We start from the raw sequence: 12,917 nt of genomic DNA, 5'->3' as shown, positions 1-12,917 counted from the left end.
TCGTTGACGGTCTCGTGACTCAAACTCGTAGAACACTGATTGACGAAAACCAATTAGAGCAATGAAAAAGAATGGTAAGATCTAAAAAGCGAACCCATGGCTCGCTTTCATCGTTTGATTTGTTCTGTAGAGTTGGAGCTAATGTGTAACCGCTACCCGTGACCTGTAGCAAATATCCCAAATGTCATGACGTTCAATGCGTCTGTCACGCCTTCTAGAGATTTAATCACTTTCTGGGTCGGTGTGTTATTGCGCAAAAAGTAACTTCCGATACCTTTTTCACTTCCAGCTTCAACACTATCTTCTGAGGCCAGTTTCGCATCGGCTTGAGAGTTTTCGACAGATTCAGCTTCTGTATTTGTATTTGAATTAGAGTCTTGCTTTGAGTCAGACTGCGTGTTGGAGTCTAAAGTCACATTAGAATCGTGGCTAGCTACCTCGTCATGTAAAAGCGCAACACTTGTGTCAGCATGTATCTTTATGACATCGAGATGACTTTCTTCCTCTACTACACCTTTTGACACAGTATCTTCGTTGCTCAGAGCCTTGTCTTCGAGCTTGTTATTACTCGCAGTCGAACAAGCAGTTAAGAAAAACAGGCTAACGATGAATGTGGTTAAGTTTCTCACCATAATGACAACGCATGAATCAATAAAACATTGTTCGATTGTATTTTATTTAGTTGACGACATCCAGTGATAAGACAAGTAAATATGAAAAGTCCGCTTTCGAAAGAGTATACGGGTTTAGTGCTCATTATTAAGCTTAATAATGAGAGTCCTCAATCAGATTGCTTTCAGGATCTTCGAGCTTACCAAGTGTATAGGTAATTAAATCGTCGTCTCCAACCTTGAATACCCAAACATTGTCGCCTTTGATAAACTGAAATTCGCTGTTAGATTCATTCGGTTCCAATGTTGCAATAAATTCCGATAATTCAGGATCATTGATAATAAAGCGCCCATCTGATGTGTTGCTATCTAGGTTGTTGTTCACTTCAATCTTTTTAGTTGAGGCAGGAAGAATGTCGGGTAACCAACCTCTATCAAATAATCGCTCTTTTTTGGCTTGCGCATAAGTCGCATATTCACTCCTAACGACATCTGAACAGCCAGACATTAAAGCCAGAACCGAAAATGAGATGGAGAGTAATGCCTTATTTTTCATTTAATTACCAACACTTGAAGATATGGCTTTGACAGTGTGCTTGGTCATATCAACATCAAGAACTAATCACAAAGGCGATTTTATAAATCAATCGCCCTCTTCATTCAAATCAATTGACTTTATTTACATATCAGTCGCTAGAATTACGGAACCTGCTAGTAAAAGCACTCATACCTTATCGATAATTTAAGCCCGTATGCTAAAGTATATTTAAACCGAATACCTCTCTCACATCGAACAATACCTTTTGCGTTCTTTCTCTGGAGACTTGGGTGCCACTGCGTAAAATATCGATGAGTTGCGCTTTGTCATTCAGCAACTCAGATCTTCTTTCGCGAATCGGACGAAGCATTTCTTGCAAGCACTCCTCCAATACTTTTTTGGTTTGACCATCGCCCAGCCCACCTTTTTGATAATGCTCTTTTAGTTGACTGACATAATTAGCGTCTGCGTGAAAAGCATCAAGATAAGTGAACACGATATTCCCTTCTACCTTGCCAGGGTCTTCAATTCGTAGGTGATTTGGGTCGGTATACATGGATTTAACGGCAGCTCTGATCTCTTTCTCTGTCGCACCCAAATTAATGGCGTTGCCCATCGATTTAGACATCTTACTTTTACCGTCAGTACTAGGGAGACGAGATGCATTACTGAGAAGTGGCCTGCATTCATTCAAGATTGGCTTACCCGCCAACGAATTCATTTTCCTCACTATCTCATTGGTTTGTTCTAACATCGGTAGTTGGTCATCGCCGACAGGTACTAAAGTTGCGTTGAAAGCGGTGATGTCTGCCGCCTGAGATATGGGATAAGTGAGAAAGCCTGCTGGAATTGAGCGTCCAAATGCTTTGTTTTGAATCTCGCTTTTGACCGTTGGATTACGTTCCAAACGAGCGATAGAAACAAGATTGCTGTAGAACATCGTGAGCTCAGCTAACACAGGCAGTTGTGATTGCAGACAAATCGTGGTCTTGGTCGGGTCGATACCCACCGCAAGATAGTCAGCGACTACATTGAGAATGTTGGAAGAAACCTTCGAGGGATTATGGGCATTGTCGGTAAGCCCTTGCATATCAGCGACCAAGATCGTTTGGTTGTGAATATGCTGCAAAGAGACTCTCTGTTTAAGTGAACCGACATAATGACCCAAATGCAAAGGCCCAGTTGCCCTATCCCCAGTCAGAATGATTTCAGGCTTGTTGGTATTGTTCTTACTGCCAGTATTATTGTTGCTGTCGATATGGCTTTTTGAGTTGGTATTCATGGTGTATCTCCAAGTTAAAAAGGCTACTGGAGATAAAAAGAGGCGACATTTTTGATGACATTCTTAGCTACCGTCCAGCAGCTAAAGAATGTAAGTATTCCGTGCTGCTCTATTGAGAGCACCACCAAAAGAAAATTGAAGTTGAAGTTGAAGCAGAATTAAATTTCATGGTTAAAACCTATCAACAATACAGACGAGCGACAACTGTTATTTACGCGCACCAGGAAAATAGGTCTTAAGATTAACAGGTTATAGGCTTAATCTTTACCGGAACACAGTTCAGTAATTCGGTCACACATGGCTTGATTGACCGTGAAGTGGGTGTTGAGAAATGCTAATTGGGCAAGTGCCGATTCAGCCGTGCGCTCGTAACCTTGTGTAAAGGTTGGTAGCAATTGAGCAAACTTAGGAAAGCGTGCTTCTAGCCTTCTATCCGACATAAACTCATCAACGAATTCAGGCTCAGATTGTTCAGTTTGATCCACAAGATCGATCAAACGATCGAGTGCGTAAGATTGAACGAACCGACTGCCCGACAGCTTTTCGCCTCGGTTATAACGAGACATGCCGACATAAAGATTGGTTAGTGCCTCACCAATGATCCACTCTTGAGAGTTTGCGTGTGCCTCCCCTTTTACTGGTGGAACACAACACTGCGTATCAAATTCAGGTTGCTGCCAAACAATGCGCCCTTCAGCAAATGGAATATGCGCTAACTCATGGGATTCAAACACCGCAAATTCGCAAAAGATTCCGTCAGCGTATAAGACTTTATAGCCATCGACGGTGTTTCTCACTGCGTAGTCGATTGGGTGAATATCAGATAGCCAATGCAAGCTGTCTAAGAAATACTGCTTATGTCCCGTTTGTACTATCGCGAAAAAATCGACATCTGAATACTGATCAAGTCGCTCCGTTTCAATACCTACGGAGCCCAATCCCAGTAAAGCATGAGCCTTACCTGATGCTTCCAAAGACTCCCCAATCGCATCTAAACGCTGGAGTAATTTTTCTGGTGTGTTTATGTGTCTTGTCTGCATCACTTTATCCGTTTGCATTGCTAAATCCCTATCAAGTTGAATGCCACTCAACCTAACTGATAGTTAGAACACCTAAGAAGCCTAATTTATAAAATATGTGTTTCGGATAACGATCTGCGCAAGTTATTGTTTGAATAACGACTGGATTTAGGAGTAACAAAGAGTGCGTTCAACCGATAAACAACACTCTTCTATCATGACTGATCTTTTTAAATGCTTATATTTGTAACAGCTAAGCATCAACAAACAGCGAGCTTATAAACGCTTTAGGGCTAAACCGACAATTTTTCCAAGTAAGCGGCCATTTCTTCTTTCGGCACCATGCCTCCGCCAGTTGCCCACACAAGATGCGTTGCATTCGCTAGCGTCGACTCATCAATTTGTAGACGAGCAAGGTATTCGCTATTTTGCTCAACATGAATCACGCCCGGCATGCCCGCGAGTGCTGAAGGCTCTAGTTGAATCCCCTCGGCTTGATTCAGTTCACTTAGTAATTGATACATGTGCTCGTCGGTTAATGTGTAGTAACCATCAAGCAAACGCTCCATCGCACGACCCACGAAACCTGAAGCCCGACCAACCGCTAAACCGTCTGCGGCGGTGAGGTTATCAATACCCAGATCTTGCACTGCGATCTCATCATGCAAACCCGAGTGAACACCGAGCAACATGCAAGGCGAATGAGTCGGCTCAGCAAAAATACAGTGCACGTGATCACCAAAAGCCATTTTCAATCCAAATGCGACACCACCGGGGCCACCACCTACTCCACATGGCAAGTAAACAAACAAAGGATGCTGTTCATTAACCACAATCCCCTGTAACTCGAATTGCTGCTTAAGCCTTTCTCCTGCGACAGAGTAACCAAGGAACAGTGTTTGTGAGTTTTCATCATCAATGAAAAAGCATCGAGGATCTTGTTCTGCCTCTTTCCGTCCTTGTTCTACTGCAACGCCATAATCTTGTTGATACTCGACTACGTTAACACCGTGCTCTCGCAGTTTACTTTTCTTCCAAGCTCTCGCGTCTGCCGACATGTGAACAGAGACCGTAAAGCCCAATTTGGCACTCATGATACCGATCGACATACCTAGGTTACCCGTTGAACCTACCGCAATGCTGTATTGTTGGAAGAAGTTACGAAACTCAGGTTCGAGCAACTTACTGTAGTCATCGCTCTCACACAGTAACCCGGCTTCAATCGCAAGCTTCTCGGCATGCGTTAGTACTTCATAAATACCTCCGCGCGCTTTGATTGAACCTGAAATCGGCAAATGGCTGTCTTTCTTCATCATCAAACGCCCTTTTATTGGCTGCTGATAATGAGTTTCTAATGCCAACTTCATTGCAGGGATATCGATAAGCTCAGATTCGATGATGCCATTCGTCACATGAGTTTCAGGAAATGCCTTCGCCAGATAAGGGGCAAACCTTTGTAACCTCAAACTCGCATCATGAATATCTTGCTCGCCCAATCCCACATAAGGTAAACCGCGCTCCAGAGTCGTCACATTTGGGTTAAACCAAACCACTTCTTCCAATGCAATCACTTGTTGAAGTAATGGGAAATGTGAGATGAGTTTATCGATATTCAATTCAGTCATGGGTGACCTTCTCTGGTAAAGCGCGTACTGCGCACGTTCAATCATTAGTAAACCTATTTAAACGGTATTTGTGTAATCATTCAATGACCTGTAGGCTAGCTTTTCTTCTCATAAGCAAACAGTAGAACAACCTATGAGCGTCTCTCTTCGTAATAGCATTTTCGTCATGTTAGGGATTCTATTTCTAGCACTTAACCTGCGTGGGCCTTTTACGAGCTTAGCTCCTGTGCTTTCTCAGGTTATGGAAGGCCTCAACCTTACGTCGTCGGCTGCTGGCTTCTTAACAGCTTTGCCACTGTTAACTTTTGCCTTATTTTCACCATTAGTCACCAAAATATCCGAACGAATTGGTCTAGAACCAAGCTTGCTCTTAGGCTTAGTTTTGATCACTACGGGTATTACACTGCGTTCTTTTGGAGCAATTCCGACGTTATACATCGGCACAGTAATGATTGGACTTGGTATCGCGATTGGTAATGTGTTGTTGCCCGTAGTAGTGAAAATTAGCTTCCCTACTCGTATTGCGACAGTCACTTCTTTGTACATTTTTACGATGGGCATCGGTTCGACGTTAGGCTCAAGTTTGATGGTGCCGTTTTCGAATCTAACCTTATTCACGATTACGGGTTGGCAATTAGCACTGTTAATGAACCTAATATTCCCAATATTAGCTTTGATGATTTGGTTGCCTAAGATCAGAAAGCGCTCTTCTTCAGCAACCAATAACAAGTATCAAGAAAAGCCTATTCCGATGCAGAAGATGATCAAGAGTGGCGTTGCATGGCAAGTGACACTAGCTCTTGGGCTTAACTCATTTACCTTCTATTCTTTGGCAGGCTGGCTTCCACAGATCTTGAACGACCTTGGCTACAGCGAAATCGACGCGGGCTACATTTATGGATTTCTACAATTTTCGACCATGGTTCCGGGATTGCTGTTACTGCCGTTCTTAGGTAAAAGCGATAACCAACAATGGCTCATCACGCTTTGTACTTCGAGTGTATTTCTTGGATTAATTGGGCTGTTGTATTTGCCTGAGTTTGCAATCTTTTGGGTGGGACTCTTTGGATTAGCCAACTGCTCTACGTTTATTATCGCGCTCTCTTTTGTTGGCCTGAGAACATCGAATAGCAGTCAAGCGGCTTCGTTGTCTGGTATGGCTCAAGGAATTGGTTATGCTTTAGCGGCAACAGGCCCAACGCTAGTGGGTAAGCTTCATGCTCAAACCGATTCTTGGAGTGTTCCCATTCTGCTGATCGCATCTGTTGCTTTCGCGTGCACGATTTTTGCGGCATTGGCAGCACGAGATAAGAAAGTGAGCGTTTAGGACAAACCGAATGGTTATGGCGTCGCGACTTTATTGCTCGCGACTCTATTGCTGACGACTGTCTTGATGTATTCGCTTGGCGACAAACCAAATTTGCCTTTAAAGCGCTGACTAAAACGACCTTCTGATTGGTAACCGCAAGATTGAGCCAACACAGCAACATTCTGCTGTCCGTTTTGCATCAGATAAAGCGCATGACTCAACCGAACTTCAGCCAGTACCTCACGATATTGCATTCCTTCAAGTTTCAATTTACGGATAAGCGTGGCGCGGCTCATCGCAAAGCGTTCCGCTACCGACTCTAGCGGATGTTTCTCATCAGGTGAATGAGAAAGGTAATGACTGAGCTTTTGGCTAAACGAAACGTTGGCACTGGCAAACAATCGATGCAATACCCCTTTTTCGGCTAATTGCTGGTATAAGCCCTGCAACCAAAACTGTTGGGTCTCTTTACTCATGCTTTGTCTATCAAAGGAAAACAGAGCGTTGAGTGAGTCTTGTAAGCTTCTGTCCGCTTGTACTGTCGGCAGCCCCAGATCATTCGAGCGTTCCTCACTTAAACCAAGCATCGCCTGAGAAGGTTGGAATTGAAAGCTGAACACTCGTGATAAGAAGCGCCCTTTGTGGGGCATGTTCTCAAAACTTAGTGAAGCTGATGCCTCACACAACAACAGCTCAGAATGTGAGAGTTCTGCCGCTGAATCTTTCCAAAACAGGCGCTTACTGCCTGTAATGATCTGAATGATACTAGGAGATAGAATCCTCACATTACGTAGCTTTTGTAACTGCTCTGCACGAAAGATCGTCACTTGATATTGATGATTCATCTCATCCCCCTTGTTTACTTATTATCAACGACCAGCTATCGCATCAATAACTGGTCGCTTTATTAGCGTGTGTAAATTATCAACGTGTATAAAGCTATTAACGTGTATAAGTTGCCGTCAGTTTCGCTTTGTCTAGAGCCATGCTGTTCAACGTGAATCCAACCACAGCCGACGGCGTGTTTTCGTCTAAGTTGAGCTTATCCGTTGGCAATGCCCAAACCGTGAACTGGTAGCGGTGCATGCCATCTTTTTCAGGAGGACAAGCGCCACCGAAATCTACCGTTCCATAATCTATGCGGCCTTCTTTGCCACCCACTTTAGAGATGTCGACACCACGAGGGAGCTCGCTCACTGTTGCTGGAATATCAAACACGACCCAGTGCCAGAAACCACTTTCAGTCGGAGCATCTGGATCATAAGCCGTGATTGCAAAGCTTTTGGTTCCTGCTGGAGCATCTTTCCACATCAACTGCGGTGACAAGTTCTCGCCGTTACAACCCCAACTTGAATATTCAAACGTCTTCGCCATTGGGTGACCTTCTTGAATATCATTACTCGTTAATTCAAATGCCTGAGCCGAGCCAGCTGTTAAGATACTAAGTGCCAATACTGATTTGTTGAGTGTTTTCATGGTGGTTCCTCTGATTAGGTATGATCCCAGTATAGTCCCCTCCATCCGTTAGATAATGACAGTAAGTACACAATTATCTAGTTTAATTCATTAAGATGATACTTACTGTATATTCCAGTTTTCTTTGGAAAATATTCCGTTTAACAGGCTCTATAACCTCGCTTATCTCAACCACGATTTAACTAAAGCAAAAATCCACCTTTTGGCTTTCAAGCATCAATCCCTATCGAGACCTAATTCTCTCTATTTTTGTGCAAGAAAATTGGATACCGACCACAATTTCAAACACAGATATTTTCACATAAACCTCAAAAGTGATATCAATATCAATATTGACCGATAATAATACAAAAGAGATATTTTTGATGAATAAGACCCTACTCGCTTGCTACGCCCTTCTTGCTTTTTCTTCTGCGGCAACGGCTAATGTTCAGTTTTCGAACCCAGAAGGAGCTTTAGGCGAACCTTCTAATTACTCTCAATACCAAAATGTTTTGTCAGAATCTGAACTTCAAATTTCAGATCCTAACGGAAAGAAAGGCAACAAAGGCTATTTTGCACTCGATAATAACTACGACGGCATAGTGAACAACAATTTCTATGTCGACAAAGAAAGTGAAGCGCTAGTCTTTACCATGAAAAATGACCACCTGCGTAACGAGCTACGCGTTCAGGAGAACTTCCGCACAGACTTAGCAAATGAAACATACATATTGAGTTCGGAAGTGGAGATCATAAACCCTGAAGAGTCGATGAAGAACTCAGACTCTAAACAAGACGAGATTACTTTTCTACAAGTACACAACAAAGGCCTAGATAACCTCGGTACTCACAATGTCCCTCACCCTTTGCTGCGTGTTGTGTGGAAACGTGACAATAATGGTATTGAAGGGCATTTCTGGGCAATCGTTAAAAACAACGCTGTCATTTGTAAAGGAACGTTTGGTAAGAAGAACAAAGATAAGGAAATGTGCAAATCAGACGTAGCATATTCTCAGTTCGACTTAGGTAAAGCGCCAGAAGGCAAACCAACAGCATTTGACCTAATCGTTGGTGATAAGAAACTCATTGTTGACGTAAACGGTGAACGTAAAGTTGAGCAGGATATTGATTATTGGCGCCACCTATTAAGCTACTTCAAAGCTGGCGTATATAACCAATTTACAAATGGACAAAGTGAAGCTCACTTCTACAAGCTAGAGTACACAGAGAAAAAGAGCTAATTTAAAATTTGGCTTACAACCACATTGAGTCATCAGAAACAGAAAAACGGACTTGTTAGAAAGTTCGTTTTTCTGTGAGCGCTGTTGAGCATTGTTAATGAGTTAACCCGAATATCTAGATAGCTAGAGTTAAGCAGCCGATTACTTTTGTTGCTTCCAATACAATATGCCTTTATTCAGTTCTTTCGTTAACTCTATTTTGAAAGGCTGTTAATAGGTAATCGATAAAGACTTTCTTGCGTTTTGGCATCAACTGCCTGTCTGCATACACCAAACTCACGGATACCTCAGGCATGTCATACTCAGGCAATAGTCGTACTAATTTGCCTGTTTGAAAGTGATCTCGACAGATGAACTCCGGTAAAACGGCTATCCCCAACCCATCGACACAAGCAGTAAGGCAGGCTGTAATCGTGTTTACCCTCAACTGACACGGCAACTCTATCAAAATCGACTCTCCATCCTCCAGCTGCAAATGCCATTTAGGTAAGCGTGCTGCTTTGTTAACGACTTCAATCAACCTAAATGGTGATTTTAGATCTGTAGGAGTTTTGATATCACCAAACTGTTCTAAATATTCAGGACTCGCTACCAGTACACGTTTTGATGTTGTCAGATATCGAGAAACCAAACTTGAATCCACTAGCTCACCAATTTGCGCGTAAAGGTCGATACCTTCCGAAATGATATCAACTTCGCGATTCGTCAGCTCTAAATTCAATGTGACATTTGGATGTTCTTTCAAGAAACTGTGTATATATTTAGCCAACACTTGGTGACCTAGTTCGACGGGGAGTACCACATTTAAAGGGCCACGAATCAGATCTTGATTTGCGGATACTTCGAGTTCGGCTTGGCTCATGATTTCATGCATTTGAATACTTGATTGATAAAATCGTTCTCCCTCTGGTGTTAGCAGCAAACTTCTGGTCGATCGAGTGATCAACCTCACACCTAAATGCTGTTCTAACTCTGCCAATTTTCGGCTTACGGTCGACTTAGTCATGTTAAGTGTTTCAGCAGCCTGCGTAAAACTCCCACAATCAACAACTTGTGTAAAAACAGTTACAGCATTTAAGTCCATCACGTATTCCTAAAACTATCATTAGTAAAATTTTTGCAACAGTGTTTCTCTTTTTTCCTATCTTATCAATTAATGATATTCATTTACAATTCGTTACATCTAAATAAAAACAAAATGAGAAAAAGAAATGACAGAGAAAAACAACGCTTCGCACACAGTAAGCAAAACAAGACGTAAAAAAGCTCCGCTTATTGCCACTGCGATCATGCTGTCATTGGGTTTAGCAGGCGCGGGATATTGGTACGGTTATGGTCAGTACTTTGAATCAACCGACAATGCCTACCTTCAAGGCGACATTACTAACATTAGCCCTAAAGTCTCAGGCTATATTGTAAAGTCTTACGTGAGTGACAACCAATCGGTAAAAGCTGGTGATTTGTTGGTGCAAATTGATGACCGTGATTACCAATCGGCTCTTGCTCAGGCCAGTGCCCATTTATCTGTCGTTCAATCCGATGTGAAAAACCTTGTAGCACAACAGACGTTACAACGTAGCAAAATAAACCAAGCTGAAAGCCGTGTTGATTCCGCACAAGCTGAATACGAACGTGCGACTCAACAAGTAGTTCGTTCTCGTAGCCTATTAAAACGCAATTACGCCTCTCAAGATGAAGTCGACAGCATGGTAGCACAACAAAAAGTGACCCAAGCCGATTTGGAAGAAGCAAAAGCTAATCTCGTTGCGACCAATGATCAGTTAATTGTAATTGCGAGTGAGATAGAGCAAGCCAATGCATCGGTAACAGAAGCTCAAGCACAAAGAGAACAAGCACAGTTAAACCTTGATTATACTAAAGTGTACGCTCCTACCGACGGTGTTATTGGTAAACGCAGTGTGCGTGAAGGTTTGTTGATTCAAGCTGGAGCACCGTTGATGAGTTTAGTGCCAAATAATCAAGTGTGGATTGAAGCCAACTTCAAAGAGACACAACTCAGTGGTATACACAAAGGTCAAACAGTTGAAGTAGAGCTAGACGCTTTTCCGGGTCAGCCGCTTGAGGGCGTGGTCGATAGCTTCTCCCCTGCTACTGGTGCTAAATTCGCGCTGCTTCCACCAGAGAATGCAACGGGTAACTTCACCAAGATTGTTCAACGTGTCCCAGTAAAAATTACGATTCCAGATCAGCAAGGGTTAAAAGGTCGTCTTCTTCCTGGTTTATCTGTGGTAGCGACCATAGACAAACGAGGCTAGACCATGAGCAACGCTGGTGTTGTCACCCAAACTAATGATGATCACGAGGTATCCACTCGCCATTGGATTGCCCTATTTGGCGGGCTAGTTGGCGCGTTCATGGCGATCTTAGATATTCAGATCACCAACTCGTCTCTTAAAGACATTCAAGGCGCACTATCTGCCACTTTGGATGAAAGCTCTTGGATCTCTACGTCTTACCTAGTTGCAGAGATGATCGCTATCCCACTCAGTGGTTGGCTTTCTAAAGCGCTCGGTAAACGCCGTTACATAACGTGGACGACGGCTATCTTCACCATTTCATCTTTGCTGTGTTCATTTTCTTGGAATATGACCTCGATGATCGTGTTCCGTGCGATGCAAGGCTTCAGTGGTGGTGCTTTAATCCCGCTCGCATTCTCATTGGTGATTCAGTTACTGCCGGTTAACAAACGGGCTGTGGGTATGGCATTGTTTGGTGTAACCGCGACCTTTGCTCCATCGATCGGCCCGACATTTGGTGGTTGGCTGACGGAGAACTTCTCTTGGCACTATATTTTCTACATCAACATTCCGCCAGCCCTACTCGTGATCACCATGATCCGCTATGGCTTAGACGATGAAAAACTCGATCTTGGTACCCTTAAAAAGGCCGATTGGTTTGGTATCGCCACCATGGCACTCGGATTGGGTTGCTTAGAAGTGGTGCTGGAAGAAGGTAACCGCGAGGAGTGGTTCAGCTCAAGTTTCATCATTGGCTTGAGTATTGTGTCGGCGGTGAGTCTGGTTTACTTCGTGATAAACGAACTCCAACACAAAAAGCCCTTGGTTAATTTGCGGCTATTGCGGGATGCTCAATTTGCCATGTCGTGTATCGCCTACCTGATTTTAGGAATGGCGTTACTCGGGTCCATTTATGTTTTGCCATTGTACTTAACACAAATACAACAGTATAACGCGATGGAAATTGGTCAGGTGCTCATGTGGATGGGGTTTCCACAGCTACTGATTTTCCCGATTGTACCTAAGCTCACACAGATAATTAAACCTAAATACCTAGTGACCTTCGGTTTCGCAATGTTTGGTTTAAGTTGTTACGTAAACACACACATGACAATCGATTTTGGTGGTCAGCAGCTGATTCTATCGATGGTTCTACGCGCGATTGGCAGCCCATTTATTATGGTTCCACTGTCTTTGGTTGCGATGAAGAACATCAGTAAAATGGATACACCTGATGCTTCGACCTTAACCAATGTGATGCGTAACTTAGGTGGTGCTTTTAGTATCGCGATTATTGCGACGCTACTTGATAATAAAACACGTGAGCATTTGGCTCATATTAAGGAATCACTGCCTTCTGTTAGTCAATTAGGTTGGCAAACACTCAAAGATCAACAAGCGTTCTTTATCCAATCAGGAAGCGATGCCGCAACAGCAATGCAACAAGCTCAGGCTAGCCTGTTAGGAACCATGCAACGTGACGCCGCAATCATGGCCTACAACGACGTATTCCTAATGATGACAGCGTTTTTGGCATTAGCTGCGGTTCTAATTTTGAACATGCGCGATTAAAAGT

General features: G+C 43.2%; 12 protein-coding genes. 4 read left to right on the top strand and 8 right to left on the bottom strand.

What is annotated here, in order from left to right; translation table 11 throughout:
- Positions 1-152: 152 nt before the first annotated feature.
- The 5 genes from OCW38_RS17580 to OCW38_RS17560 all read right to left on the bottom strand — a co-directional run bounded on the left by OCW38_RS17580 (position 153) and on the right by OCW38_RS17560 (position 5,075).
- Entirely contained in the window at positions 153-632 is a 480-nt protein-coding gene (locus OCW38_RS17580) for a hypothetical protein (RefSeq protein ID WP_016768836.1), read from the bottom strand.
- Positions 633-765: 133 nt separating this feature from the next.
- Entirely contained in the window at positions 766-1,167 is a 402-nt protein-coding gene (locus tag OCW38_RS17575; protein WP_016768835.1) for a YbbD family protein, read from the bottom strand.
- 199 nt (positions 1,168-1,366) lie between these two features.
- Positions 1,367-2,431 (bottom strand): tryptophan--tRNA ligase, encoded by a 1,065-nt coding sequence (trpS, locus tag OCW38_RS17570; protein ID WP_010429395.1) that lies wholly within the window; start codon positions 2,429-2,431, stop codon positions 1,367-1,369.
- Positions 2,432-2,688: 257 nt separating this feature from the next.
- Positions 2,689-3,489: a hypothetical protein gene (locus OCW38_RS17565; protein WP_016768834.1), complete on the bottom strand. Its 801-nt coding sequence runs from the start codon at positions 3,487-3,489 to the stop codon at positions 2,689-2,691.
- Between the two features lie 254 nt (positions 3,490-3,743).
- Positions 3,744-5,075, bottom strand: coding sequence for a D-serine ammonia-lyase (locus OCW38_RS17560; protein ID WP_016768833.1), 1,332 nt, complete (start codon positions 5,073-5,075; stop codon positions 3,744-3,746).
- A 133-nt stretch (positions 5,076-5,208) separates the two neighbouring features.
- On the opposite strand from OCW38_RS17560, the gene OCW38_RS17555 reads away from it, so the two are divergent.
- The gene (locus OCW38_RS17555) at positions 5,209-6,402 is read left to right on the top strand and encodes an MFS transporter (RefSeq protein WP_010429385.1); all 1,194 of its coding nucleotides are present in this window, start codon (positions 5,209-5,211) and stop codon (positions 6,400-6,402) included.
- 14 nt (positions 6,403-6,416) lie between these two features.
- Here OCW38_RS17555 and OCW38_RS17550 read toward each other — a convergent pair whose 3' ends face one another.
- Together OCW38_RS17550 and OCW38_RS17545 are read right to left on the bottom strand one after the other, a co-directional pair.
- Complete coding sequence (locus OCW38_RS17550) at positions 6,417-7,229, bottom strand: helix-turn-helix transcriptional regulator (RefSeq protein ID WP_016768831.1); 813 nt, start codon at positions 7,227-7,229, stop codon at positions 6,417-6,419.
- Between the two features lie 97 nt (positions 7,230-7,326).
- Positions 7,327-7,860 carry a YbhB/YbcL family Raf kinase inhibitor-like protein gene (locus tag OCW38_RS17545; RefSeq protein ID WP_016792793.1) on the bottom strand — a complete coding sequence of 178 codons (534 nt, stop codon included), beginning with the start codon at positions 7,858-7,860 and terminating at the stop codon, positions 7,327-7,329.
- A 365-nt stretch (positions 7,861-8,225) separates the two neighbouring features.
- Between OCW38_RS17545 and OCW38_RS17540 the strand changes: the two genes are divergently transcribed.
- Positions 8,226-9,083, top strand: a complete 858-nt coding sequence (locus OCW38_RS17540) for a polysaccharide lyase family 7 protein (protein ID WP_010429379.1) — start codon at positions 8,226-8,228, stop codon at positions 9,081-9,083.
- A 172-nt stretch (positions 9,084-9,255) separates the two neighbouring features.
- Here the strand turns inward: OCW38_RS17540 and OCW38_RS17535 are convergent, their stop codons facing one another.
- On the bottom strand, positions 9,256-10,167 hold the full coding sequence (locus OCW38_RS17535) for a LysR family transcriptional regulator (protein ID WP_010429377.1): 912 nt from the start codon (positions 10,165-10,167) through the stop codon (positions 9,256-9,258).
- 127 nt (positions 10,168-10,294) lie between these two features.
- Here OCW38_RS17535 and OCW38_RS17530 point away from each other — a divergent pair, with 127 nt between their 5' ends.
- Together OCW38_RS17530 and OCW38_RS17525 are read left to right on the top strand one after the other, a co-directional pair.
- The gene (locus tag OCW38_RS17530; RefSeq protein WP_010429374.1) at positions 10,295-11,359 is read left to right on the top strand and encodes an HlyD family secretion protein; all 1,065 of its coding nucleotides are present in this window, start codon (positions 10,295-10,297) and stop codon (positions 11,357-11,359) included.
- A 3-nt stretch (positions 11,360-11,362) separates the two neighbouring features.
- Entirely contained in the window at positions 11,363-12,913 is a 1,551-nt protein-coding gene (locus tag OCW38_RS17525; protein ID WP_010429371.1) for a DHA2 family efflux MFS transporter permease subunit, read from the top strand.
- Positions 12,914-12,917: the final 4 nt, after the last annotated feature.

Source organism: Vibrio cyclitrophicus (assembly GCF_024347435.1).
Lineage (GTDB): Bacteria > Pseudomonadota > Gammaproteobacteria > Enterobacterales > Vibrionaceae > Vibrio > Vibrio cyclitrophicus.
This window is presented reverse-complemented; position numbering and strand designations above follow the sequence as displayed.

Bases quoted from the DNA above. Each gene is read 5' to 3' on its own strand.
- OCW38_RS17575 (WP_016768835.1), bottom strand. From the start codon at position 1,167: ATGAAAAATAAGGCATTACTCTCCATCTCATTTTCGGTTCTGGCTTTA.
- OCW38_RS17565 (WP_016768834.1), bottom strand. From the start codon at position 3,489: ATGCAAACGGATAAAGTGATGCAGACAAGACACATAAACACACCAGAA.
- OCW38_RS17550 (WP_016768831.1), bottom strand. From the start codon at position 7,229: ATGAATCATCAATATCAAGTGACGATCTTTCGTGCAGAGCAGTTACAA.
- OCW38_RS17555 (WP_010429385.1), top strand. From the start codon at position 5,209: ATGAGCGTCTCTCTTCGTAATAGCATTTTCGTCATGTTAGGGATTCTA.
- OCW38_RS17545 (WP_016792793.1), bottom strand. From the start codon at position 7,860: ATGAAAACACTCAACAAATCAGTATTGGCACTTAGTATCTTAACAGCT.
- OCW38_RS17525 (WP_010429371.1), top strand. From the start codon at position 11,363: ATGAGCAACGCTGGTGTTGTCACCCAAACTAATGATGATCACGAGGTA.
- OCW38_RS17535 (WP_010429377.1), bottom strand. From the start codon at position 10,167: ATGGACTTAAATGCTGTAACTGTTTTTACACAAGTTGTTGATTGTGGG.
- OCW38_RS17580 (WP_016768836.1), bottom strand. From the start codon at position 632: ATGGTGAGAAACTTAACCACATTCATCGTTAGCCTGTTTTTCTTAACT.
- trpS (WP_010429395.1), bottom strand. From the start codon at position 2,431: ATGAATACCAACTCAAAAAGCCATATCGACAGCAACAATAATACTGGC.
- OCW38_RS17530 (WP_010429374.1), top strand. From the start codon at position 10,295: ATGACAGAGAAAAACAACGCTTCGCACACAGTAAGCAAAACAAGACGT.
- OCW38_RS17560 (WP_016768833.1), bottom strand. From the start codon at position 5,075: ATGACTGAATTGAATATCGATAAACTCATCTCACATTTCCCATTACTT.
- OCW38_RS17540 (WP_010429379.1), top strand. From the start codon at position 8,226: ATGAATAAGACCCTACTCGCTTGCTACGCCCTTCTTGCTTTTTCTTCT.